Origin of the sequence: Chryseotalea sanaruensis (assembly GCF_003990915.1) — a bacterium.
Taxonomy (GTDB): Bacteria; Bacteroidota; Bacteroidia; order Cytophagales; family Cyclobacteriaceae; genus Chryseotalea; species Chryseotalea sanaruensis.
Genome location: NZ_BHXQ01000005.1, coordinates 258,762 through 280,869, shown reverse-complemented (window position 1 = coordinate 280,869; position 22,108 = coordinate 258,762). Strand labels below are relative to the sequence as shown.

23 protein-coding genes are annotated in these 22,108 nt (G+C 38.3%); 12 read left to right on the top strand and 11 right to left on the bottom strand.

Annotated features, from left to right (window positions below; genetic code table 11):
- Positions 1-6 precede the first annotated feature (6 nt).
- The 6 genes from SanaruYs_RS14470 to SanaruYs_RS14445 form a co-directional block, all read right to left on the bottom strand.
- A complete protein-coding gene (locus SanaruYs_RS14470; RefSeq protein WP_127123302.1) occupies positions 7-1,149 on the bottom strand; it encodes a hypothetical protein in 1,143 nt (380 codons plus the stop codon).
- A gap of 21 nt (positions 1,150-1,170) precedes the next feature.
- Positions 1,171-1,926 carry a hypothetical protein gene (locus tag SanaruYs_RS14465; RefSeq protein ID WP_127123301.1) on the bottom strand — a complete coding sequence of 252 codons (756 nt, stop codon included), beginning with the start codon at positions 1,924-1,926 and terminating at the stop codon, positions 1,171-1,173.
- A 65-nt stretch (positions 1,927-1,991) separates the two neighbouring features.
- Positions 1,992-3,599, bottom strand: coding sequence for a hypothetical protein (locus SanaruYs_RS14460; RefSeq protein ID WP_127123300.1), 1,608 nt, complete (start codon positions 3,597-3,599; stop codon positions 1,992-1,994).
- A 149-nt stretch (positions 3,600-3,748) separates the two neighbouring features.
- Positions 3,749-4,411 (bottom strand): DUF2461 domain-containing protein, encoded by a 663-nt coding sequence (locus SanaruYs_RS14455; protein WP_127123299.1) that lies wholly within the window; start codon positions 4,409-4,411, stop codon positions 3,749-3,751.
- Positions 4,412-4,439: 28 nt separating this feature from the next.
- Positions 4,440-5,633: a sensor histidine kinase gene (locus tag SanaruYs_RS14450; RefSeq protein ID WP_127123298.1), complete on the bottom strand. Its 1,194-nt coding sequence runs from the start codon at positions 5,631-5,633 to the stop codon at positions 4,440-4,442.
- Between the two features lie 112 nt (positions 5,634-5,745).
- The gene (locus tag SanaruYs_RS14445) at positions 5,746-7,029 is read right to left on the bottom strand and encodes a UDP-N-acetylmuramoyl-tripeptide--D-alanyl-D-alanine ligase (RefSeq protein ID WP_127123297.1); all 1,284 of its coding nucleotides are present in this window, start codon (positions 7,027-7,029) and stop codon (positions 5,746-5,748) included.
- 76 nt (positions 7,030-7,105) lie between these two features.
- On the opposite strand from SanaruYs_RS14445, the gene SanaruYs_RS14440 reads away from it, so the two are divergent.
- The 7 genes from SanaruYs_RS14440 to ftsY all read left to right on the top strand — a co-directional run bounded on the left by SanaruYs_RS14440 (position 7,106) and on the right by ftsY (position 12,068).
- A complete protein-coding gene (locus SanaruYs_RS14440) occupies positions 7,106-9,229 on the top strand; it encodes a T9SS type A sorting domain-containing protein (protein WP_127123296.1) in 2,124 nt (707 codons plus the stop codon).
- Positions 9,230-9,259: 30 nt separating this feature from the next.
- Positions 9,260-9,913, top strand: coding sequence for an HAD family hydrolase (locus SanaruYs_RS14435; protein WP_127123295.1), 654 nt, complete (start codon positions 9,260-9,262; stop codon positions 9,911-9,913).
- A gap of 101 nt (positions 9,914-10,014) precedes the next feature.
- Positions 10,015-10,254 (top strand): 50S ribosomal protein L28, encoded by a 240-nt coding sequence (gene rpmB / locus SanaruYs_RS14430; RefSeq protein ID WP_127123294.1) that lies wholly within the window; start codon positions 10,015-10,017, stop codon positions 10,252-10,254.
- A gap of 18 nt (positions 10,255-10,272) precedes the next feature.
- Complete coding sequence (rpmG, locus tag SanaruYs_RS14425) at positions 10,273-10,455, top strand: 50S ribosomal protein L33 (protein ID WP_127123293.1); 183 nt, start codon at positions 10,273-10,275, stop codon at positions 10,453-10,455.
- Positions 10,456-10,475: 20 nt separating this feature from the next.
- Entirely contained in the window at positions 10,476-10,631 is a 156-nt protein-coding gene (locus SanaruYs_RS14420; RefSeq protein WP_127123292.1) for a DUF4295 domain-containing protein, read from the top strand.
- Positions 10,632-10,756: 125 nt separating this feature from the next.
- Positions 10,757-11,098 carry a DHCW motif cupin fold protein gene (locus SanaruYs_RS14415; RefSeq protein WP_127123291.1) on the top strand — a complete coding sequence of 114 codons (342 nt, stop codon included), beginning with the start codon at positions 10,757-10,759 and terminating at the stop codon, positions 11,096-11,098.
- Positions 11,099-11,117: 19 nt separating this feature from the next.
- Positions 11,118-12,068, top strand: a complete 951-nt coding sequence (gene ftsY / locus SanaruYs_RS14410; RefSeq protein WP_127123290.1) for a signal recognition particle-docking protein FtsY — start codon at positions 11,118-11,120, stop codon at positions 12,066-12,068.
- 42 nt (positions 12,069-12,110) lie between these two features.
- Here ftsY and SanaruYs_RS14405 read toward each other — a convergent pair whose 3' ends face one another.
- Together SanaruYs_RS14405 and SanaruYs_RS14400 are read right to left on the bottom strand one after the other, a co-directional pair.
- Complete coding sequence (locus SanaruYs_RS14405; RefSeq protein ID WP_127123289.1) at positions 12,111-12,788, bottom strand: DUF6048 family protein; 678 nt, start codon at positions 12,786-12,788, stop codon at positions 12,111-12,113.
- Positions 12,772-13,653, bottom strand: a complete 882-nt coding sequence (locus SanaruYs_RS14400; protein ID WP_148115046.1) for a hypothetical protein — start codon at positions 13,651-13,653, stop codon at positions 12,772-12,774. The genes SanaruYs_RS14405 and SanaruYs_RS14400 overlap by 17 nt, the downstream gene beginning before the upstream one ends.
- Positions 13,654-13,700: 47 nt before the next feature.
- Between SanaruYs_RS14400 and rimO the strand changes: the two genes are divergently transcribed.
- The 3 genes from rimO (at position 13,701) to SanaruYs_RS14385 (ending at position 17,858) form a co-directional block, all read left to right on the top strand.
- Positions 13,701-15,011: a 30S ribosomal protein S12 methylthiotransferase RimO gene (gene rimO / locus SanaruYs_RS14395; protein ID WP_127123287.1), complete on the top strand. Its 1,311-nt coding sequence runs from the start codon at positions 13,701-13,703 to the stop codon at positions 15,009-15,011.
- A 159-nt stretch (positions 15,012-15,170) separates the two neighbouring features.
- The gene (gene bshC, locus SanaruYs_RS14390; RefSeq protein WP_127123286.1) at positions 15,171-16,739 is read left to right on the top strand and encodes a bacillithiol biosynthesis cysteine-adding enzyme BshC; all 1,569 of its coding nucleotides are present in this window, start codon (positions 15,171-15,173) and stop codon (positions 16,737-16,739) included.
- 246 nt (positions 16,740-16,985) lie between these two features.
- Positions 16,986-17,858, top strand: coding sequence for a winged helix-turn-helix domain-containing protein (locus SanaruYs_RS14385; protein WP_127123285.1), 873 nt, complete (start codon positions 16,986-16,988; stop codon positions 17,856-17,858).
- Between the two features lie 382 nt (positions 17,859-18,240).
- On the opposite strand, the gene SanaruYs_RS14380 is transcribed toward SanaruYs_RS14385, so the two are convergent.
- On the bottom strand, positions 18,241-19,149 hold the full coding sequence (locus tag SanaruYs_RS14380) for a nucleotidyltransferase family protein (RefSeq protein WP_127123284.1): 909 nt from the start codon (positions 19,147-19,149) through the stop codon (positions 18,241-18,243).
- Positions 19,150-19,349: 200 nt separating this feature from the next.
- Here SanaruYs_RS14380 and SanaruYs_RS14375 point away from each other — a divergent pair, with 200 nt between their 5' ends.
- Positions 19,350-19,835, top strand: a complete 486-nt coding sequence (locus tag SanaruYs_RS14375) for a hypothetical protein (protein WP_127123283.1) — start codon at positions 19,350-19,352, stop codon at positions 19,833-19,835.
- Position 19,836: 1 nt separating this feature from the next.
- Here the strand turns inward: SanaruYs_RS14375 and SanaruYs_RS14370 are convergent, their stop codons facing one another.
- Positions 19,837-20,358 carry an AAA family ATPase gene (locus SanaruYs_RS14370; RefSeq protein WP_127123282.1) on the bottom strand — a complete coding sequence of 174 codons (522 nt, stop codon included), beginning with the start codon at positions 20,356-20,358 and terminating at the stop codon, positions 19,837-19,839.
- Positions 20,355-21,011 (bottom strand): nicotinamide riboside transporter PnuC, encoded by a 657-nt coding sequence (pnuC, locus tag SanaruYs_RS14365; RefSeq protein WP_127123281.1) that lies wholly within the window; start codon positions 21,009-21,011, stop codon positions 20,355-20,357. The genes SanaruYs_RS14370 and pnuC overlap by 4 nt, the downstream gene beginning before the upstream one ends.
- Positions 21,012-21,112: 101 nt before the next feature.
- Between pnuC and SanaruYs_RS14360 the strand changes: the two genes are divergently transcribed.
- Entirely contained in the window at positions 21,113-21,928 is an 816-nt protein-coding gene (locus tag SanaruYs_RS14360) for a CPBP family intramembrane glutamic endopeptidase (RefSeq protein WP_127123280.1), read from the top strand.
- The last annotated feature ends 180 nt before the right edge of the window (positions 21,929-22,108 follow it).

The window sequence follows — 22,108 nt, the reverse complement described above, 5'->3', positions numbered from 1 at the left end:
TTTTTCTTAGTTACACAGTACTGTATTGAATCGAACACTGTTTCGACTCTTATTGCCATTGCTGAATGTTTCAATTGCTTCAATGTTCATTACATTTCCTTCTTTATAGGCTTTAAATTCAACCATCTTAAAAAAAGAACCGTTTTCTTTCACCATCTCACCCACTTCGCGCTCCTGCAAGAGCTTCCCCGATGGATCAAAAACAGCTACAAAAAACCGGGAAATATCCTGTTGATTAATCTGATAGCGGTTCATCATTAATAAAGCGTAGCCTTCACCACAATCGCTTAGCTGACACATGGCCCACATTTGTTTATTGCGAACACTACTGGCTATATATTTATAAAATGTTTTCTGGACTATGGGATAAGATGACACATCGACACCTTGGGCGTTTTGTGGGTTGAAGTTGTATGGAAAAGCAACACGGGCAAACTGATTCATAAACTCCTGAAATTCAGGAGTAGCTTCTTTTTTAGCTTTGGCATTAACATCTGCTTCTAAAAAAGTACTCTCATCATCATATGTTTCTTGCCTGCCGTTGGCGGGACCGTAGACCTGCACTTCATCAACTTTTATTTGTGTGTTTCTGTTGCCGGTAATTCCCAACAACGATCCGTAAAAGCTTTTAATCCTAAGTTCGTGTACTTGTTTATCGTTGATCAAAAATTTATAGGTGCTCCCCTTCTTAATGATGGTAAGTGAATTATAATCGTAAGGTTTAATTACCTGTGATTTTGATTGGCGATGAACTTCGTATTTCTTACCTGACCGCTCTGATATCAAAAACTCCTTATCGTTATTGTACACAAATGAACAATACTTATTCACGTCAGTATTCATATTAAAGTGTAAACCGATCCACGCTGTATGATCACCTCCCATAAAAATCATATTGGTGTAATAGGCAACATCATCATCTTCGTTAATTTCAATGGCCTTGTAAGTATGAATAGCAGTTGCTTTTGCATTCATCACCAAATGTCCTTTTTCAATTGCAATACTATAATCATTGTTAGCACCTATAAATGGCCAGCTTTGCTCATTGGATTTAAATTCTTCGAACAAATAAGGTTCGCTCCGTTGCGCCAATAGTGCATTGGTTGTGAGCCAAAAGAGTAGACAAAATACACTGCCAATTACTTTCATTATGTCAATAGTCTCAGCTAACTAAATATTAATCATGTATCCTAGTGAGAAATCGAATCGTGTTGCACGATCGTTATTAATCCCTCTATCAACTAATCTCACAAGTTTGATTCCCGCAAAAAATCGTGAACGATCGTAAACAGTTGCTCCTAAATGGATGAAGTGTGGATACTTATAACCATCGATATTCTGGTAGGCACCATCATCATTTTTAAGTTTTGAAAAAGTGATATCCCAATGAAAAAATCCATCTATCCATGCACGATCACCTAACAAGTAGCTTGCTTTTATTGCCGGGCCAGCGTATAAATAATAACCATTGGGTTCTAAAATATTAGGACTGCCCTGATCGCGTCCTGAACCGAAAATATAGTCACCAGCACTAAATCCTGGAGCAATGATCAACTTATCTTTCGCCACAACATTCCAGTAAGCCTGATGCCAACCGATCAATCCAGAAGTAAATGTTTGTCCAACATTATTAGTTACTTCATCTGAATTAAATAACAACCAAATGATATCACCCAGTGCAGGGTTTTCAAAGTGCCAGCTTCTGCCACCTTTGCCTGCTTCGCTTTTTCTTACATTAATATTAAAGGTAGAACCCTTTACTGTTGGTGCATACTTACCGCTGTTGCTGGTGTAACGATAGAATATACCTACCGAACTGGATTCGTAGACATCATTTCCTCTGCCATCCTCAAGCGAAGAAAGTGATTGCCCTATTACGGCAAAGCTTAAAAATATAAACGTGGGTATTAAATATAGTGTCTTCATCACATATCCGAATTTAAAAAAAACGCTGCAGCCAAAGCAACAGCGTCTTTAAGAGGGAGCCTTATTTATTTATCTAGATTAACGCGTACAAACCAAAGCACACTTCCCTTCTTGTTTTCACCAAGGAAGGTAACCTGGTTCGTGTTGGTAAACTTCAAATAGTTTAAGGTATTGTAGTGAACAAAATTATCGCCTTTGCCATACTCAGTATATTTGTCAAAAGCCCCTGTTGCTAAATTGATTTTACCCATTTTAGGTACACCAAGTGGTTTCTCTATAATAAGATCTAACTCTTTCACCTGCTTGGTGGCTACGTTATCGAAGTATGACCAGTATAAAGATTTTCCATCAGAAGTGAATTCAAAAAACTGACTGTCAGGAGAAGAGCTCTTTTGTTTTTTGTTCATAGTGTATTGCGAAATCAATTGACCTTTCCCATCAAAATGGAACATTACTAAATCTTCATACTCACGCCCGATTACCTGTCCTTTTCCGTTGCGCATCATGCCATAATTCTGGCCAGCTAAAATCATTTCTCCGGTTGGGCCTATTGAAGCTTTAGTAAACACAATGCGTCTTCCGTTGTACGGATCGCCCTTTTTACCATCAGGTTGTGCCTTCAACTTTGTTTTGAAATCCTCCATGGAGGTGCTGGACATAAATTCAACTTTATTGTTTTTTACTTTAGCTAACTGGAATCGTGGCCATTTTTTCTTCTCATCGATATAGTCAAGCTTGTTGTGATAGTAATCGTCTGCCTCATCATTAGAAGGACCATAGAAATAAACCGCTCCATCTTCAGCAATCAAGAAATCATCAACTTTCCAGATGCTGTTCGGTGAAGTGAAAGTAATTTTGTCAAGCAGTTTGCCTTCATAAGAAACACGCACATAGGTATATTCAGTTGCAGATTTACCCCAGATTTTAGGACCTGTGTAACGCTTCTCTTTAAAAGTAGCAAACACTGCGATGTAATCTGTCTTTTCAGCATCCTCTTCTGATGGATAACCGTAAGAAGCAACAAGTGCTTGAGGTGTCTCAAAATTGATAGTCACGTCAGCAAGCTTTGTCAAATTAATATCATACTTCAACAAGTGGAAATTCATCATGTGATTGTAAGGGCCACCTTTAATAGTTCCCTTTTCACCAGCCAAAATCATAGCAGTACCGTCATTCTGATTTTCAATATGATCATGATAGAATAGTTTCTTATCATCATCTGTTTTGGCCTTCAACTTACCCTCTACACTTACATTGAAATCATACATTAACTTCAGCCAGTTATAAGAGAAGCGAGTAACTTTTCTTTTCAACACAAGTGTGCCCATCATATTAGGTTCTACATACAAGCCTTCCACTTCGTATGCCTCACCTTTGTAACGTTTCGGCTTGTACCTGGCAGGCATGTCTTTCTCCAGGTTAACTACCTCCTCTGATTCATTAACCAGATTATAATTGTAATCGAAAGTGTACGTGATAAATTTTGCCTGATTGCGTTTGGCTCTTACACGGTAAATAAAATTTAATTGCTGTTTTGCCTCATCATTTTCTACCAACTGAATAAAACCCTTCATGGCTTCCTTAGAAACCTCCTGAGTTTTTTCTATGTCGATGGTTTGGGCAAAAGTGGTGAAGCTAAGCAATAGCAACACGAGTGTGACTTGGGTTCTCATACAGTAACTGTTTAATGTTACACTAAAGTAGAGCAAGCCATTAGTCTGTTAAATGCCCACACATGGGTATTTGATATACCGTGGCGTGGGTATATTGTTGTATTAAAAATGAATTTATTTGTTAAAAATACCGTGTTCTAGGTAGCCCGTTAGCTAATGGCTTCTTTCAAAAACGTATTCAATGGCATAATTTCTTTACACACAGCAGCCAGGTTTTTAACGAATTTCTTATCAATAACCTGCTTGTCGGTAAAGGCATGCGACACAACAAAACTCTTGTGCTGTAGCAAATGAATATGCTCATGGTCTTTTGGATAACCCTTTGGCGCAGTCTTTAGCTTATCAAAGTCATCAAGATCATCAAAATACTTTTTGAACGACTTGCGCTTCATAATGCCTAACAAATTCTTAGGGTTGTAATCTATCTCTTGTCTGATTTTGGCTAGCTTTTCTGCATCAGGCATGTATATACCGCCAGCAATAAAACTTTTGTTACCCGGCTCCAGGTGAATATAGTAACCAGGTTCTTGATCCATTTTTCCTTTAGGTGAAAAGCCTGCTCCCATGTTAACTTTATATGGACGTTTATCTTTACTAAAACGAACGTCTCTGTAAATCCTAAAACCCATCTTACGCGGATTTAGGCCACCCAGGCTTTCATCAAATTTCACCAACTCTTTATGCAGTTCTTCCAAAAAATCTTCGAACTGCAATTTCGCTTCAAGATATTTGGGTTTGTTTTTTTCAAACCACTCGCGATCATTGTTTTTAGCAATGGCCTTAAGAAATTTAAGTATAACGGCTGTTTCCATGTTCCCCTTACTTTATAATTGTTAATTTCTATTTTACTATTGGAATAGTTATTTCAAAAACACTACCAACATGCTGCTGTGAGGTAACGGTTATAGTGCCATTTAGTTTCTGTACAGCTTCTTTGGTAATGAAAAGTCCTAAACCACTACCAGACGAAGTATCGGAAGCCCTGTAAAACATATTAAAAATTTTATCCAAATGCTGACTTGATATACCACTCCCATTATCCGTTACTGTATATAACAGCTTTTCGTTTGAACGGTTTGCAGATAATTTTATGTACTGATTGGGCTTTGTCGGATCGTGGTATTTTATGGCATTGCCAATGAGATTACTCAACATGGTCTTCCAGCGGTTTTTATCGATGGTCACGATAAAGTCTTGGGGCAATTCAATATCAAAATGGATTTTATCAGCACCTAAATTAAATTTCAGGCTCTCAATAATTTCCTGAGTTAGTTTAAATAGGTCAACCGGCTCTCTTAAGGGTTCTGTCCGTGTGTTACGCGAATACTCAATGATATCTTTAATAAAAGCATCCTGCGTTTTTATGCGATCCTGGATCATGGCCATGTAATCGACCAACTCTTCTTTACTGGTAGAAAACTTGGCCAGGTTGGTAAGTCCTAAAATAGAACTCAAGGGTGAACGCAAATCATGCGAAACACTATAAACAAAACCATCTAGTTCTTGATTCAGCTTGGTCAGCTGAATATTTTTTTCAGTAACCGCCTTCTCTTTTTCAATCAACCTAACTTCTGATTGTCGATGCAACCTTGCCAAAAAATACACAATGAGTATAGAGATCGTTACTGAGATCAGGTAGTTCAATGCCAGACTCATTTGTATATACGAAATAGGAACCTCCTTTACATAAGAAGAAAAAAAATCTGTGAACCTTGACGTCAGAAATAAAAAAAAAGTACTTAGCACAATCCCAATGCTTGCCCAAATATTTCTGAAACCGATAATAGCAAAAGGAACAATGCTAAGCGGAACAAAAATTAAAATAACACCTGTCTCAAAAGGATCACTAATTGAAGCAAAAAAGATGGCTACACTGGCACCCATCAAAACCAGAATTTTTCCAATCAGAAATTTACCAATTTTAATAAGCCATAATGAAATAATAGGTGCTATAAATATTACTGAATAAAAAGGAAGTGCAAAATAAATACCATTGGCAAGATCTAGTGTAGTGTATATTAACGATACAGCCATTGATGTAATACATAAATAAACAGTCAGACGCAAACGCTTTACCTCACTCTCCGAAATTGAAGTAGGTAGGTTTGTTAAAAGCCGGGCTGAAATATCTCTGTTCAAAATATGCTTACATAAAATCTAACACTGTCTCTAAACCAATACCACGCGAAGCCTTAATCAGAACTGTGGCGCCTGTTATGGGGTTTGTTTGTAATTGTTTTAAGAGTTCGTCTTTCTTTTCAAAATAAAAAGCGTCTGGCAACTGGCTGGCTGCTGCGCGCATAAGGCTTCCACATAAATAAACTTCATCAAATTTTTTCTCTGCCAGTAAAGTGCCAATAGCTGTATGCTCCCTTTCTGCCTCCTCTTCCAACTCAAACATATCACCAATAATAGCAACTTTTTTTTCAGCCTTCATAGTCGCAAGGTTTTCAATTGCGGCCTGCATGGAGCTTGGATTAGCATTGTATGCATCTAATACAATTACGTTTGAGCCTTTTAGTACAATCTGCGAACGCATATTACCAGGTTTGTATTCGGCAATTGCTTCATTTGCTTTTACAGGCTCCACACCAAAAAATTTCCCTATACACAAGGCGGTAGCAATATTTTCGAAATTATAGACCCCAGCAAGATTGCTCTGTACTTCGTCACCATTTTCTGCTTTAACTTTCACCAACGGATCTGCGCCAAGCAACTCGCAATGGTAATAGTCACCTTGTTGCGGATAGAATAATGGTTTAGCAAAGCGCTTGGCCATGTTGCTGAGAATCGGATTAAGCGAATTGATAAAAACGGTGCCCTTATGCGTAATTAAATGATGGTACAATTCTGACTTACCACGAATGATATTATCAAAACCACCGAAAGTACCAATATGGGCTTTGCCAATATTAGTTATGAATCCATGTGTTGGTTTGGCAATTGCACTTAGTAAAGCAATTTCACCAACGTGATTAGCGCCCATTTCAATTACTGCCACCTCAATACTTTTATCAATCGATAAAATCGATAAAGGAACGCCAATGTGGTTATTCAAATTACCCTTTGTGGCAAAGGTTGTGAACTTCTTGCTTAGTACAGCATGTACCAATTCTTTGCTCGTTGTTTTTCCATTCGAACCTGTCAAGCCTATTATAGGAATGGTTAGTTGTTCTCGGTGATGCTTGGCCAAATCCTGTAGTGCTTTCAAACCATCCTCCACTAACAGGTAGCGTTCGTCTTTCACAAATGCAACCTCATCCACTACAGCATAACGCGCGCCCTTATTTAGTGCTTCATCAGCAAATTTGTTAGCATTAAATTTTGGCCCTTTAAGGGCAAAGAACATAGAGCCGGGGAGAATCTGGCGGGTATCGGTCGACACCTTAGCACATTCCAAAAAACTTTTATAGAGCGATTGAATATCCATGCTTAATTTCACAAAAAATCACGCCACAAGATAACAGAGCCTAAGGCTTTATCGTTAATCTTATAGAATAAATATAATGCGATTTATAGCGCTCTTACTCATAGTCTCAACCACAGCATGGGGTCAGTATGCCTACGAAGCAGATTTTTCTATTCCAGTAAGAACAGTCGATGACCAATTACTGGCACAACCCTGGGCCGGAGGGATAAATGCCGTTCAGGTAAATACCTTGGATATTAATAATGACGGTGTTGAAGACCTTATACTTTTCGACCGTACTGCCAATAAAGTACTCACCTACTTGGTGCAAAACCAACAATACAATTATGCACCTGCGTATGAGACTCTCTTCCCCAATGATCTTGCTAACTTCCTGTTGCTGCGCGACTTTAATGGCGATGGGAAAAAGGATATTTTTACTGGTAACCCCTTTGGCATAAAGGTCTATCTAAATAACAGCAGTGGTGATATGCTTAGCTGGCAACACTTGCTTTTCCAAAATAGCAATGTGTTGCTCACCACAGGCTTCTCTGGAAAAACCAACATACAACTACAGGCCGATGATGTGCCAACAATTGCTGATATGGATGGAGATGGGGATCTGGATGTACTTTGTATGAATTTCTCCGGTAGTGGAAAGATAGAATATCATAAAAATGTTGGCACACTTAATTCACCGGACTTTGTGCGAACAACTCAATCATGGGGAGGCTTAACAGAATGCGGCTGCGGAGCATTTGCCTTTAACAATACAACATGTGTGAGCAATGGCAGAATACAACATGCAGGGGGTAAGTTTTTACTTGCTTTAGATGTGAATGCCGATAACCAAATGGATTTGATTTTTTCTGAATCTGAATGCGATCAACTCTATCTGTTTATAAATGAAGGCACTTCTGAAAATGCGGTCTTTACACAAGCTGCTATTTTCCCCGATAACTTAAAAGAGAATGGTCTATACCCCATTGCATTTTACGAAGACCTTGACTTTGATAACATTAAAGACCTTATTATATCTCCTGGTGTTTTTGAAAGAAGTGATGATGTAACTGATTTTTCACAATCACTATATTTCCATAAAAATATGTTAAGTAATAATAATCCACAGTTTGCCGCTTCCCTTAATTTTCTGCAAAACGAAATGATTGACTTAGGCGAAAATGCCTGCCCTGCTTTTTTTGATTATGATGGAGACGGAGATGATGACTTATTTATTGGTGTTTTTGGCATTCAGCAAGATGCCGTATTTCGTGCAGCACTTTCACTCTATGAAAACACTGGTGATCAGCACCCTTCTTTTAAATTTGTAACAAATGATTATGCAAATCTTTCTACTTATAAGTTATATAACCTAAAACCTCAGTTTACCGACATAAATAGAGATGGCATCACTGATCTTGTTTTTACGGCTACTAATCAAGACGGACAAACGTTACTTCATTACATCTTAAACAACAGCAGCACGGCATTAAGTTTACAAAATACCATTACAGAAACGAGCTTCACTGTTTTCTTTAATGAAAACATTCACATCAGTGACATCAATAATGATGGCTTACCTGATGCGCTCGTGGGCAAAGCTAATGGTGCTGTGGAATATTGGAAGAATAATGGTAGCGCCCAGTTGCCATCATGGCAAAGGGAAAGCACAGCTTTTCTCGATATAGATCAAAGCTTTGTAAGGCAAAACCCCTCCATTTTAATCAGTGATACTAATAATGATGCTAAGCAAGATCTGATCATAGGGTTACAAGATGGCACCATTCAAATTTTATCTGATTTTAATACTGCTGTAAGTTTTGACAATGCAGAAAAGGAGTTGACGTTTAATCCGCTTAGTAGACAGTTTGAAGTAAGGAATTTTGGTGGTCCAGTCTGGACTTCTTCCTTCAGCACCACTAGTCAGAATTACTTGGTAATCGGCAATCATTTAGGTGGATTGCAATTATTAAAAGCCAAAACACCTGAAAACAATTTTTCTGTGTTTCCCAATCCCGCAAGTAAGAATCAATCAATATTCATCGAAAGCACTACTGCTGGTGTGGTGCAAATCTATAGTGCACAAGGCCAGTTCATTTCATCAGCAAATGCGCTAAAAGGCACAAGCGAATTATCCTTTGCTATGTTATCTGCTGGTGTATATTTGCTGCGCTTCTCTGGAAATGGTGCTACCATTACCAGAAGGCTCATTATTTACTAAGACAACGGTGATAAGCCGACACCACTACTAATGAATGCTATTGCCTTCCTTTTTGATATGGATGGTGTGCTTATTGACAGCAACCCCTTTCATAAAATTGCTCTAAAAGATTTTTGTAAAAAATACGGTCAGGATTTAAGTGAAGAACAGCTTCACGCTAAAATATACGGTCGCACCAACCGCGATTGGATTACCAACGTATTTGGCAAACTGCCCGAAGCACAACTCAAGGCCTATGCTTATGAAAAAGAGCAGCTTTTCAGAGACATCTACCAAAACCATGTTCAGCCATTAAATGGCCTCATTGGTTTTCTGGATCAACTCGACCTCTATTATATAAAGAGAGCTATTGCTACGTCTGCACCAAGAGCGAATGTTGACTTTACTATAAAGCATACTGGCATTGGGCTCTACTTCGACACCATTCTTGACGAGTCCTTCGTAAGTAAGGGTAAGCCAGATCCGGAAATCTATCTCAAGACTGCGGCTGCACTGGGTTTCGACCCGGCAAATTGTGTGGTTTTTGAAGATTCCCTGTCGGGAGTAGCCGCTGGAAAGGCAGCTGGATGTAAAGTTGTTGGCATTACGACTACACATAACGCCTCTGAATTGAAAGAAAGTGACATTGTAATGGCAGATTTTGCAGGAATTAACGCGTTGGAGCTGATCAAGAAGCTTTTCTGAAAGGATTTGTCCACATTTTTTTAAATCACTTTTGAATATTGCAAGGCTTTTAGCGATATTTGCAATCCCTTTTCAAGAAGGGCTTAAAAAATCAAGAAATTATGGCACGAGTTTGCGAAGTTTCAGGCAAGAGGCCTCAGGTAGGAAACAATGTTTCCCACGCTAACAACAAGACTAAAAGAAGATTTTACCCAAATCTTCAAAAGAAGCGTTTCTATCTGCCTGAAGAAGATCGTTGGATTACCTTAAAGGTTACAACTAAAGTCATCAAGACGATCAATAAGAACGGCATTTATGCAGTATTGAAAGAAGCTGCCCAAAAAGGCACTTTAATGGCTTAATATTAAAGACACAAGGCAATGGCTAAGAAAGGCAATAGAATCCAGGTGATACTTGAGTGCACTGAGCACAAAACTAGCGGCATGCCGGGCATGAGTCGTTACATCACCACCAAAAACCGTAAAAACACTACTGAGCGTATTGAATTAAAAAAATACAACTCAATAATGAAGAAAATGACGGTTCATAAAGAAATTAAGTAATACCCTAGACCGACAAAATCATGGCAAAGAAGGTAGTTGCAACATTGAAGAAAACTGATAATAAGAGCTTCGCGAAGGTAATTCGTGCTGTAAAGTCTGAAAAGACTGGTGCTTATTCTTTCAGAGAAGAAATCGTACCAGCAGAACTGGTGAAAGAAACACTTGCTCAGAAGTAATCAAGCAGGTTGAATGAATTAAAGAGTCCCCTCGAGGGACTTTTTTTGTTTAAATTGGTGTCTGTTAAGATATAAATGCCTCAAACCACTTGTGATAAGATGCCCATCATCAAGCCAGCAGATACATGAACATACCTTTTCAAACAATTGATTGGTCAACGATTGAGAAGTCGGAGCACAAGGGGCAGACAGGTACATCTTTTTGGCAAACAATTCAGTTTGATGGATTAAGAATTAGAATCGTTGAATACTCAGCAAATTATATGGCCGACCATTGGTGTGAAAAAGGTCATGTCGTTTACTGCTTAGAAGGTGAATTTGAAAGTGAATTGAAGAATGGTGAAAGCTTCAAACTCAGTAAAGGCACATCATATGTCGTTTCGGATGAACTAAGTTCACATAGATCAATTTCTACAAAAGGCGTTAAACTACTGATTATTGATGGCGATTTTTTGAAATTGAATTAACAGTTGATTAGAGAATTTTATGTTTGGTCTATTTAATAAAGAAAAGAAAGAGTCTCTAGACAAAGGTTTAGAAAAAACCAAAGAGAGTTTCTTCGGAAAACTCGGCAAAGCGCTTGTCGGCAAATCTACGGTTGACGATGAAGTACTTGATAATCTGGAAGAAATTCTGGTAGCTTCTGATGTGGGCATCAATACTACTGTAAAAATTATTGAGCGTATTCAAAACCGTGTATCCAAAGACAAATACCTGGGCACAACAGAACTCGATTCGATTTTACGTGAAGAAGTAGTCGCTTTACTCTCTGACACGAGCGATACTGATTTGAAAGAATTTGAAACACCCCCCAATGTAAAACCTTATGTAATCATGGTGGTGGGTGTAAACGGTGTGGGTAAGACTACAACGATAGGTAAGTTATCTGCTCAGTACAAAAAGGCAGGCAAAAGTGTAATCTTAGGTGCTGCTGATACTTTTCGTGCAGCAGCAGTCGATCAACTAAAACTATGGGGCGAGCGTGTTGGTGTTCCTGTAATTGCCAAAGGCATGAACACAGATCCTTCCGCTGTTGCCTTTGAAACAGTGCAAGCAGGAGTTGAACAAAATGCTGATGTGATTATTATAGACACGGCAGGTCGCTTGCACACCAAAGTAAATTTAATGAGTGAGCTGACTAAGATTAAGCGTGTAATGCAAAAAGTAGTGCCCGATGCTCCGCATGATGTCATGTTGGTACTCGATGGAAGCACTGGTCAAAACGCCATGGTTCAGGCACGCGAATTTACTAAAGCAACAGAGGTGAGCTCACTAGCTATTACCAAACTTGATGGTACTGCTAAAGGTGGCGTTGTGATAGGGATTTCTGATGAATTTCAAATACCTGTACGCTACATTGGCGTAGGCGAAAAAGTAGAAGACTTACAGGTTTTTAATAAGAAAGAATTTGTGGACTCGCTTTTTAAGAAAAATTAAATGGTGGTTGTTCGTGAGCATTGAGACTCGAGCATCGAGTCTCTAGATTCCGGTTTTCACTTTTCTCACTGGCAATTTCACCATCACATAATAACTAAACCCCCAGGTATTGGGTCTGTCGGTCGCGCCATAACCTGGCACATCGGTGGTTAGTAAATTTACATTGTCATCAAGATTCTTTGCGAATTTAAAACGGGCCGTATATCCCAGCCATAAAATCTTCCACACTTTAATACGCATACCAGTAGTTAACTCCATCCAACTGGCCGTAAGATTATTATTTTGCAAAACCTGATCATAATCTCCCCATAATGGATCCGTTGTAACAATTCTAGCTTCTTCTGAATATGAAGACCTGGCATAACGCGCACCTAGAAAAAACATATTTTTCTCAGGATCCTTTTTCATGAAATTGACATCAATACCAACGCGCCAATAATTGCCATCATTTTCGTAGCTACTGCCATTTTCTGACAAATAGTTTCTGCCGGCATTACCAATCTCTATAGTTGGGTAGTAACGATACAAGTCAATATCAACGCTAGCCTCAAAACCTTTGAAGGTGTTTGACAATTCAGCACGGGCAGGCGAAACCAAATCCCAACCTGCGCGAATGCCTGTTGGAATAAAAGCCTTCGCGTCAACAGAATCTTTCTGCTGTGCAAAAGCCAATTGACTTAGTCCGATCAGGATCAGTAATATGTTATTGAAAGGCCGCAAAATTTATTTTTGGTGGATCGTAAATACTGTCAGCCACATAACGAGTGGTTTCTATCTTTTTAAATTCGAAAACATCAGAGCTTACTTGCACATTGGCAATGAAGGTTTGTTCACCACAAACTTGGAATACAGTTTTCTGAACCAGATCGTAATTGAAAGTCAATGTTGCCACCCGGCTTGGATTGGAAAGTTCCAAAGTTATCTGGGTTGATGTGGTGTTAAGGTTTAAAGGAAGGTTCATATAACTTAACTCACCACTTATTGGATAATAAGTTAACGCTTCAAAATTTGCTGCTGTGCTGGCAATTGATACTGTATCCTTCACATTATCTTCATCTACTACCTGCTTAAAAGCCAGGCGCACAAAATTATTTCTCGGGCAACGGTAAATAGCCACATGACTAGCCTCACCTCCAGGAGTACCTGACAAAATGCGAACTGAATCACCAGATGGGCTTGAGGCTGTTAGTTCTGAAAACAAAAAACGGGGACCACACTCCTCAGAAACAAACTGCGGCTGCACTTTGTAACCCAAATCAATAAGACGTGTACCTTCTACTGCATCTAAAACAACTGAAACTCCTGTTTTAGTAAAATCAAGTGGAATCGTTACTGCTCGATTTGTGCTTTTAAAAACACTGTCAAAACCAACAATCGTCACAGATTCTATTGCTACTGTATCTAGGGCCCCATCAAAAATTTTGCGGTATGAAATATTAACGGTGTTATTAGTTAAATTATAGCAATCAGGCTGATCGAGACAAGCGCCAAATAAGGCCCACAACACAAGAATAACAGCGCTTTTTCTCACTTTAGTCATTAATAATTGGCAAAGATAAGGGAAGGCTGTTAAGCGCAAACCCATCGCATTATTTTTAGTATTTTTGCATTTGCTAAAAACGGGGAGATTCATTGAAAACCAAGGGGATTAAAAACACAAAAGTTAACATTGTTACACTAGGCTGCTCAAAAAACGTAGTAGACTCTGAAGTATTGTTAACCCAATTAAGGGGTAATGGCATTGATGTTACGCATGAAGCTAACAATGATGATGCCAGTGTGGTGGTCATTAACACTTGCGGTTTTATTGATAATGCTAAGCAAGAATCAATAGACACCATTTTACGGTATGTTGATGCCAAGGAAGAAGGCATTGTCGACAAAGTATATGTTACGGGCTGTTTATCGCAGCGCTACAAAGACGATTTAGAAAAAGAGATACCTCAGGTAGATGCCTGGTTTGGTACACGAGATCTTTCGCGTTTACTTAAAACTTTTAAGGCTGATTATAAGCATGAACTGGTGGGCGAACGTATTCTCACTAACCCAAGCCACTTTGCTTACTTAAAAATTTCTGAAGGTTGCGACAGGCCTTGTTCTTTTTGCGCCATACCATTAATGCGTGGTGGCCATATTTCACGCCCAATTGAAGAATTGGTAAAGGAGGCAAAAAATCTGGCGAAAAACGGAACAAAAGAATTATTGCTTATTGCACAAGACTCAACCTACTACGGGCTGGATTTATATAAGAAAAGAAATCTGGCTGATCTGCTAAAAAATCTATCAGATGTTGAAGGGATAGACTGGATTCGGCTACACTATGCATTCCCTTCAGGCTTCCCAATGGACGCTTTACAGGTGATGGCTGAGCGCCCTAATATTTGTAATTACATCGACATTCCATTACAACACGGCTCTACACGCATGTTGCAACTCATGCGCAGAGGAATTACCCGAGAGAAAACAGAGGAATTGTTGGACACCATTCGCGAAAAAGTGCCGGGTATTGCTATTCGCACAACTATGATTGCGGGTCATCCAGGAGAAACACAAGCTGAATTTGATGAGATGATGACTTTCATAGAGCGATCTCGTTTTGATCGGTTGGGTGTTTTCGCATATTCTCACGAAGACAACACACACTCTGGAAGCATGCAGGACGATGTGGAGGATGAAGTAAAACAACAACGTGTCGATGAGGTGATGGAATTGCAACAAGGTATTTCTTACGAACTCAACCAGGCCAAAATTGGCAATACTTATAAAGTGCTAATCGATCGTAAAGAAGGCGGAGAGTTTATTGGCAGAACGGAACATGATTCACCTGAAGTAGATAATGAAGTGATTATCTCGGCTAAAGATAACTACCTGCGCATTGGGGACTTTGCTACGGTAAAGATTGAAGATGCCAGCGAATTTGATTTGCATGGAAGTGTGGTCTGATCATTCCTCATTTCCGTACTCGTTTAATTATGAATTTAAAGCGTAATTGAACTTTGCGCAAACAAAACCGTTAGAGGATATAATTTACCGTACTCATGTATAGTAGAGCGGTTTAATTAAAATGTATCGGTATAAGCTTCTTACTTGCTAACTTCGTTTATGTCTTCTACACTAAAAAAACTTCCTTTCGAAAAGACGAATGCTTTTACTCCCTTCTTCCTTGATTTTATAGCGCAAAAAGAGGGACTTAAAAAATTCTACAATCGCTTTCCTGAAAAAAATGCTTTTACAGCTCAAGTGGAAGAGAAATCAAAAAATTACAGCCTAAACAATCGAACAGTATTAACAAAGGCAATCCAAAACCAATATCAAGGTCTTACCATTTCAGATATTGTTGAGCATAACATCACCGCTCTTTCAGATTCAAAAACGTTTACTGTAACTACTGGCCATCAATTAAATATTTTTACCGGACCACTTTATTTTATCTATAAAATTGTTGCCGTTATCAATTCCTGCAAACAATTGAAAGCACAACACCCGGAATACAACTTTGTGCCTGTTTACTGGATGGCTTCTGAAGATCATGATTATGATGAAATAAAATATTTCAGACTTTACGGAAAAAAGTATAACTGGGAAACCAGTCAACAAGGAGCAGTAGGTCGTTTTCATACTAAAGAATTTAAACAACTATTAAGCGAAGTACCCGGGGCTATTGAGCTTTTCAAAAAAGCTTACACACAACACGATAATTTAGCTGACGCTGTTCGTTACTATGTGAACGAACTTTTTGGATCGGAAGGTTTAGTTGTAGTAGATGGTGATGATGCCGAACTTAAAGGTTTGTTCAAAGCGGTTATTAAAGACGACATTTTTAATCACACGGCTAAAACAAAAGTAGATAAGACCAATGCTGAACTGGAAGCCCTCGGTTATAAGCCACAGATTTATTGTAGGGAAATAAATTTTTTCTACCTTGATAAAGGACTTCGCAGCAGAATTGAACAGAAAGGTGATGTGTACGAAGTATTAGATACAGCCCTCAAATTCTCCAGGCAGGAAATCGAAAAATTAATTGAAAGCAACCCTGAAAAATTTAGTCCAAATGTAATTCTTCGACCGCTATACGAAGAAATAATATTACCTAACATAGCCTATTGTGGTGGCCCTGCCGAAATTGTCTATTGGCTACAACTGAAAGAAGTTTTTCAACATTTCAACACCTCTTTCCCAATTTTACTTCCTCGTACCTTCGGATTAGTCGTTGATGAACCTACACAGCGGAAGATTGAAAAATCAGGACTGGCATTAGAAGAACTCTTTCTCGAAAAAAATTACTTATTCAATCATATTGTTCTCAAATTATCAAGAGAGAAAATTTTGTTGAATGGACAAAAAGAATTGATTGAAAAACAATTCGAAGTCATTAAATCACAAGCTTCAGTTATTGATCAAAGTCTCAATAACATGATTGCTGCCGAGACTCGCAGAATGCAAAAGAGCTTGGAGAAAATAGAGCACAAGTTTCTTAAAGCAGAGAAACGAAAACAATCAGATAGACTTGCACAGGTAGAGTCTATCAAAAACAGTCTATTCCCCAATGGTAGCTTACAAGAGCGCACAGATAACTTCCTTAACTTCTATCAGCAGCACCCAGATTTCATCAAGCACTTACTCAACAATTTCGACCCCTTCGATCTACGGTTTAATGTATTGTATCTATAAATCGAGGTTTGAAGCTAGAACTTAGAGGTTAGAAGCTCGAGGTTCGATATCAAGTTGAGAAGTCATAAATTAGCAATAGTCTTTTGCCACTTTATACTTGTTACAACCCTGAAAATGAAGGTGCCAGTAGGCCAAAAGGCATGTAAAAAAGTGTTAAATGAATGTAAATCTTTATATAAAGGCTTAAAAGCACTCTACCTTTAGGCTTTGAAATGGTCATTTAGTTTGGAGGTTAACAAAGCAGGAATGAAAAAGTGGTGGTTTATTGCAATAGCGAGTGTAGGATTGGCAATGGTACTTATATCGGCTATTCCAATGGTTACCGAACGTGAACAACGCAAACCATTAAAGGCAGAAATAGAAATTGCCATCAGGCAAATCGGCCATAATCTTTTGCTACAGTCTGGCGATTCTTCTTCACGAATACTTCCTGTAATCCAAAGCAGGGAGAATACATTTTTACTACAATTTCAAAGTCCTTTTAGTTTTGTGCCCGATTCTTTGGTAAAAATTGTCAGATCCAGTATCGCTCAAACTAACCTTCAACTACCCTATATTGTTAATGTTCATGATTGTGGTAACAAGGAAGTTGTTTACGGTTTTAAGATAGGGCGCCAAGAAACCACAACACTGGTTCCGTGTATTGGTCGTGACCAGTTGATGGGTTGTTATCAGATACAAATTTCAATTTTGGAAGGAACAGAAACCCAGTCTTACAATAATTATCTTTTTACACTCCTCGGTTTTGCACTACTACTTGTTGGTGGTCTACTCTTATTGCCAAAGAAAAAAGCGCTGGTTATTGTTGACGACAGCAACACGATAAAAATTGGTTATTACCTTTTCTCACCCGAAAAACGAACACTTCAAATCGGTGCTCAAATCATTGAGTTGTCTGACAAAGAGAGTAAACTGCTAAAAATATTTGCCTCAAGAATAAATGAGCCTATAACAAGAGATCAATTATTAAAAGAGGGATGGGAAGATGAAGGTGTTATAGTGGGCCGTAGTCTTGATGTGTTTATTTCTAGACTGCGTAAAAAACTAAGTAAAGATCCCTCCGTGCAAATTATGAATATACATGGAAGGGGCTATAAACTTGAAACACAGCAAACTTAAAACAGCCCGACAATCATTACCACTACTCTCTTATTCATTGTAATTGCAACAACCAATTGTTTATTTAAGATAAGTAATTCCAATTCTTCTACCATCATTGGATTTTCCTATGCTTCATTACAGCATGCTCAGGCAACGCATTATGCTATCTTTGGCAAGTCTGGCATGTGCGCCTGCCTGCCGGTAGGCAGGGATAGCATACAGCGTTGAATGAGTATGCGGGGCCACGCGGCCTTAGAGCGAAAACGCTATTGTTGTTCTTTATTCTAATAATAAGAAAATAAAATATGATCATTACATAAATGTAAAGACCAAAGCAATTTGATTTTCAATAATAATAGAAAATGATCAGATCTTATATCTCACTTTGGGCAATACAAAATCAAGACCAGAGTTTAGCAGGGTATTCTCCCTTATCAACTAGCTCCTGAATTTTTCTAGTTACTTCTTCTTTATCTTCTTTGTAGGTAACACCAAACCAGATATCTCCACCTCCCAATACTTTTACTTTACCCTTTCCTTGTTGAATCATTTTATTACCTACCAATGGAATAAAAAATTCAGCTTTTGGATTATCAGAGTTCTCCTTCAAAAATTCTTCAAACATGCTTTCAATCAACGGGAAAATATTAGGTTGAAACCCCCAAAAATTCATAGAGGTTGGTGTTTCCGGACTCAACTCCAGATCACCATCTTTTTCTTTAGCAATAATTTTTCCGCCTTCCTGTACAATTGTTGTCCGCTCTACAACTGATTTCAAATAACCGTTTGCATCTTGCTCTCCACAACCACGCGAAACACTTCCATGCTCTGATAACACATTTTTTAATGTGTAGCCAACCATTGCGTGTGCGCCTTCACTCTCTGTGTTAAAAAAATCAGCCAAGGCTTTAAAAGCCGATCTTCCATAAAAATCATCTGCATTAATTACTGCAAATGGTTCTTTGATAACATCTTTAGCACATAATACAGCATGGGAGGTTCCCCACGGTTTAGTACGGCCAGTATTTTGATATTTTTCAGGGACAAAAGTTGAGAGCGCTTGTATAACGAAATCAACTTTTAATTTTCCTTTGAGCTTAGGTTCGAAACGTTCTTTAACTGTGTCCAATATTTCGTCTCTAACAATAAAAACCACTTTGGTAAAACCAGCCCTTATAGCATCGTAAAGTGAATAATCCATAATTGTTTCTCCACTAGGACCGAAACCGTCAATTTGTTTTATTCCACCATAACGGCTACCCATTCCTGCTGCTAATACTAAAAGTGTGATGTCTTTATTGTTGCCCATATATTATTGATTCATAGAATGATGTAAAAATACGATGTAATTGCTAAAATCCATACTTTATTGGAATCTACTAATTACATACTTTTACATTTATCAATATGTTAAAATCTCCCCGAAAAATCATCAGTCAAAGGGCGCTTTTTTTAGTGATATGCGTCATATTTTTTAACGCGGCTTGTTCTATTGAAAAGCAATATACCATGCGCCAGAAATACAAAGTTTATTCTTTTGAGCAGGTAAATTTTAATGATCTCATACGCGCTTACCTTAATGAAACTGCCGAGGAGAAAGCAAGTTTTGAAGGCATATATGCTGTCACGCTTGTTACTACTAAAAAAGGAAGAACATTTATATCGAATAGTGACCGCGAGCGTGTAACTGAAAGGCGTGATAATTTTAAGCAAGTGGCTATAATTAAAGATGTCAAAAATATGCATCGCGAATTTATTGAACTTACCATCGATAAAGGTTTATTACCTTCTTACTCTATAAAAGGTGAGTTCTCAGAGTTTGCAGAAAATTCTGTTGCTGTGTATAAACAATTGGAAAAGCGTGATCAGTTTACAACTTATACATTCAGTTTTGACAAATCTTACGATATACTGGAAGGTGTGCGTATTGAAAATAATGGCAACTCAACTACCACACACAAACTGACTTACATAAAACTGTTCCCTAAACGTTGAGTTAGGAAATAATTAAGCATTCATTAATTTTTTTCTTTACAACAGCTAACCGTTCTTCCCAGTTGCCTCGAACAAGTGTATACACAATTCGTCTCCGATCTAATTCCTGTTTAAAGACATTAAACATTTCCTGGCGTTGCTCATTTAAATCGCGCATACCATCTGCAACCCAAGGAACATCAATGTCAAACAAAAAATAGTGATCGTAGTGAACCATATTTTCCATTTGATATAAAACAGGAGGAACAACTTTGAGGTAATGGCGGGAATAAATTTGAGTAGTGATTAAATCAGTATCGCAGATCAAAAGTTTGTTTGCTTTTTGCCTTAGTTGGAAAATCCGCTCAGTTTGTGCCCTTCCTATTTCTATAATATCTTCTCTGCCAAAATGGTTAGAGGTGACAATTTCTCTGGCTACTTCCGGAACCCACACCGTATTATAATCTTTGGCGAGTGCTTCTGCCATTACCGATTTACCAGTGCTTTCGGGACCGTACAAGCAAAATAGTTTAATATCACTCATACAACAGCGGTTTTCGAATCCTTAAACCACTTATAAAAACCATAGGCGGCTATAAAACAAAAAGCCAGGTATTCAATCCCTACAAATAAAATCCCCTTACTAAAATACAGGTAAGTAGCCACCACATCCACTACTAACCAGACTAGCCAACACTCTGCTTTCTTTTGTACCATTAAGTAAGTAGCTACAATACTCATAACGGTAACAAATGAATCAGCGTAAGGAAAAGCACTTGGCAAACTGAATAGCTTAGGGAAATGTAAGTGTAAGTTCTCAGCAAAAGAACCCATGGCAAAAGTTCCTGCCATTCCAATAAACAACAATAATATCAGTATTGGGGTAGACATAAAACTTGCTTTCAGCTCATGTCTCTTATCTTCTTCAGCTGGGGCCGGATGAGACCAACGCCACCAACCTGCCAGGTTGGTCACAAAGAAAAAAGCTTGCAAAAACATATCAGGGTAAAGCTGCACCTGGTAAAAGAGAAAGAAGAAAAGGATAACATTGATAATACCAATTGGCCAACTCCAGATATTTCCCCGAGCCGAAAGCCACACCGCTATACCACCTGCTATCGTTCCGAAGAACTCGATGTAGCTCATGGAATAACCCAGGACGGTGAAAAGAATATTATTGATATTAAAAAATTCCATGCTTATTTAGCAAAAGTAAGTCAATCAATTGATTTCTCGTTGTTTGAACATAAACCTTATTTCTAGTAATCAGCTTAGTAATCATTACCTAATTTTCTACAATGGAAATAATCGATGCTGTACCCGAAAATGAAGTAACTCCCGTTAAGCATTATCCCACTTTACTGCAATCCCTCGGGCTGATTGGTATTTGGCTGATCGCTTCAATCGCTGTTGCTCTTGTTTTGACGCTATTCTTAGACATTACTTCAGGCATTGGCTTATTTCTATTTTATACTATATCGATGTCCATTGTTGTTTTTGCTGGTTTTGCTCTTCGAAAAAATTATACGCTTGAATTAACTGGCTTCCCTATTACAATTGCAATTATAGGGGCATTATTAATGATCCCATTACACATTGCTATCGACCCAATTGTTGCGTTATTTCCGGTGCCTGAATCTTTGAAGAATATTATGGAAGGCATCTATGAAAACCCGGCTGCCAGTATAGCGACCATTGCTATTGCCGCTCCGCTTCTTGAAGAGATTCTTTTCAGGGGTATTATTCTGCATGGCTTACTGAAAAATTATAGCGCTGGTATAGCAATCGCATTCTCCTCATTACTGTTTGCACTTATACATGGCAATGTTGCTCAGGGCTTGGGTGCTTTTTTAATGGGCTTGTTTATGGGATGGATTTACTGGAAAACGAAATCACTTTATCTTCCTATTATTTTACATTTTGTTAACAACACTGTGAGTTGTGTGGGTATGTTTATTGTGCCACAAGAACAAATTGATTCAACCCTGATTGATATTGTTGCGAATGACCAACTCTACTATGCTTTGGTTATAGGTTCAATCCTATTTTGTGGGGTTAGTGTTCTGTTCATTCAAAAGAAATATTTTGCTGAAAGTAAATTATCGGATATTTAGCGCCTGCTGGAAAAGTCAAAATTGAAATACATAATGTTTATTTAGAGAACACCCCTGCCTTTGTTGGTGTTGTGCGTTAGCTCACCAACAAACTTGGTAACATGATGTGAGTTGAGATGAAGAAATTTTTGGTGCTGCTGCCCGTTTTCCCACACGCAACACCAACAATGGCTTTGAGTG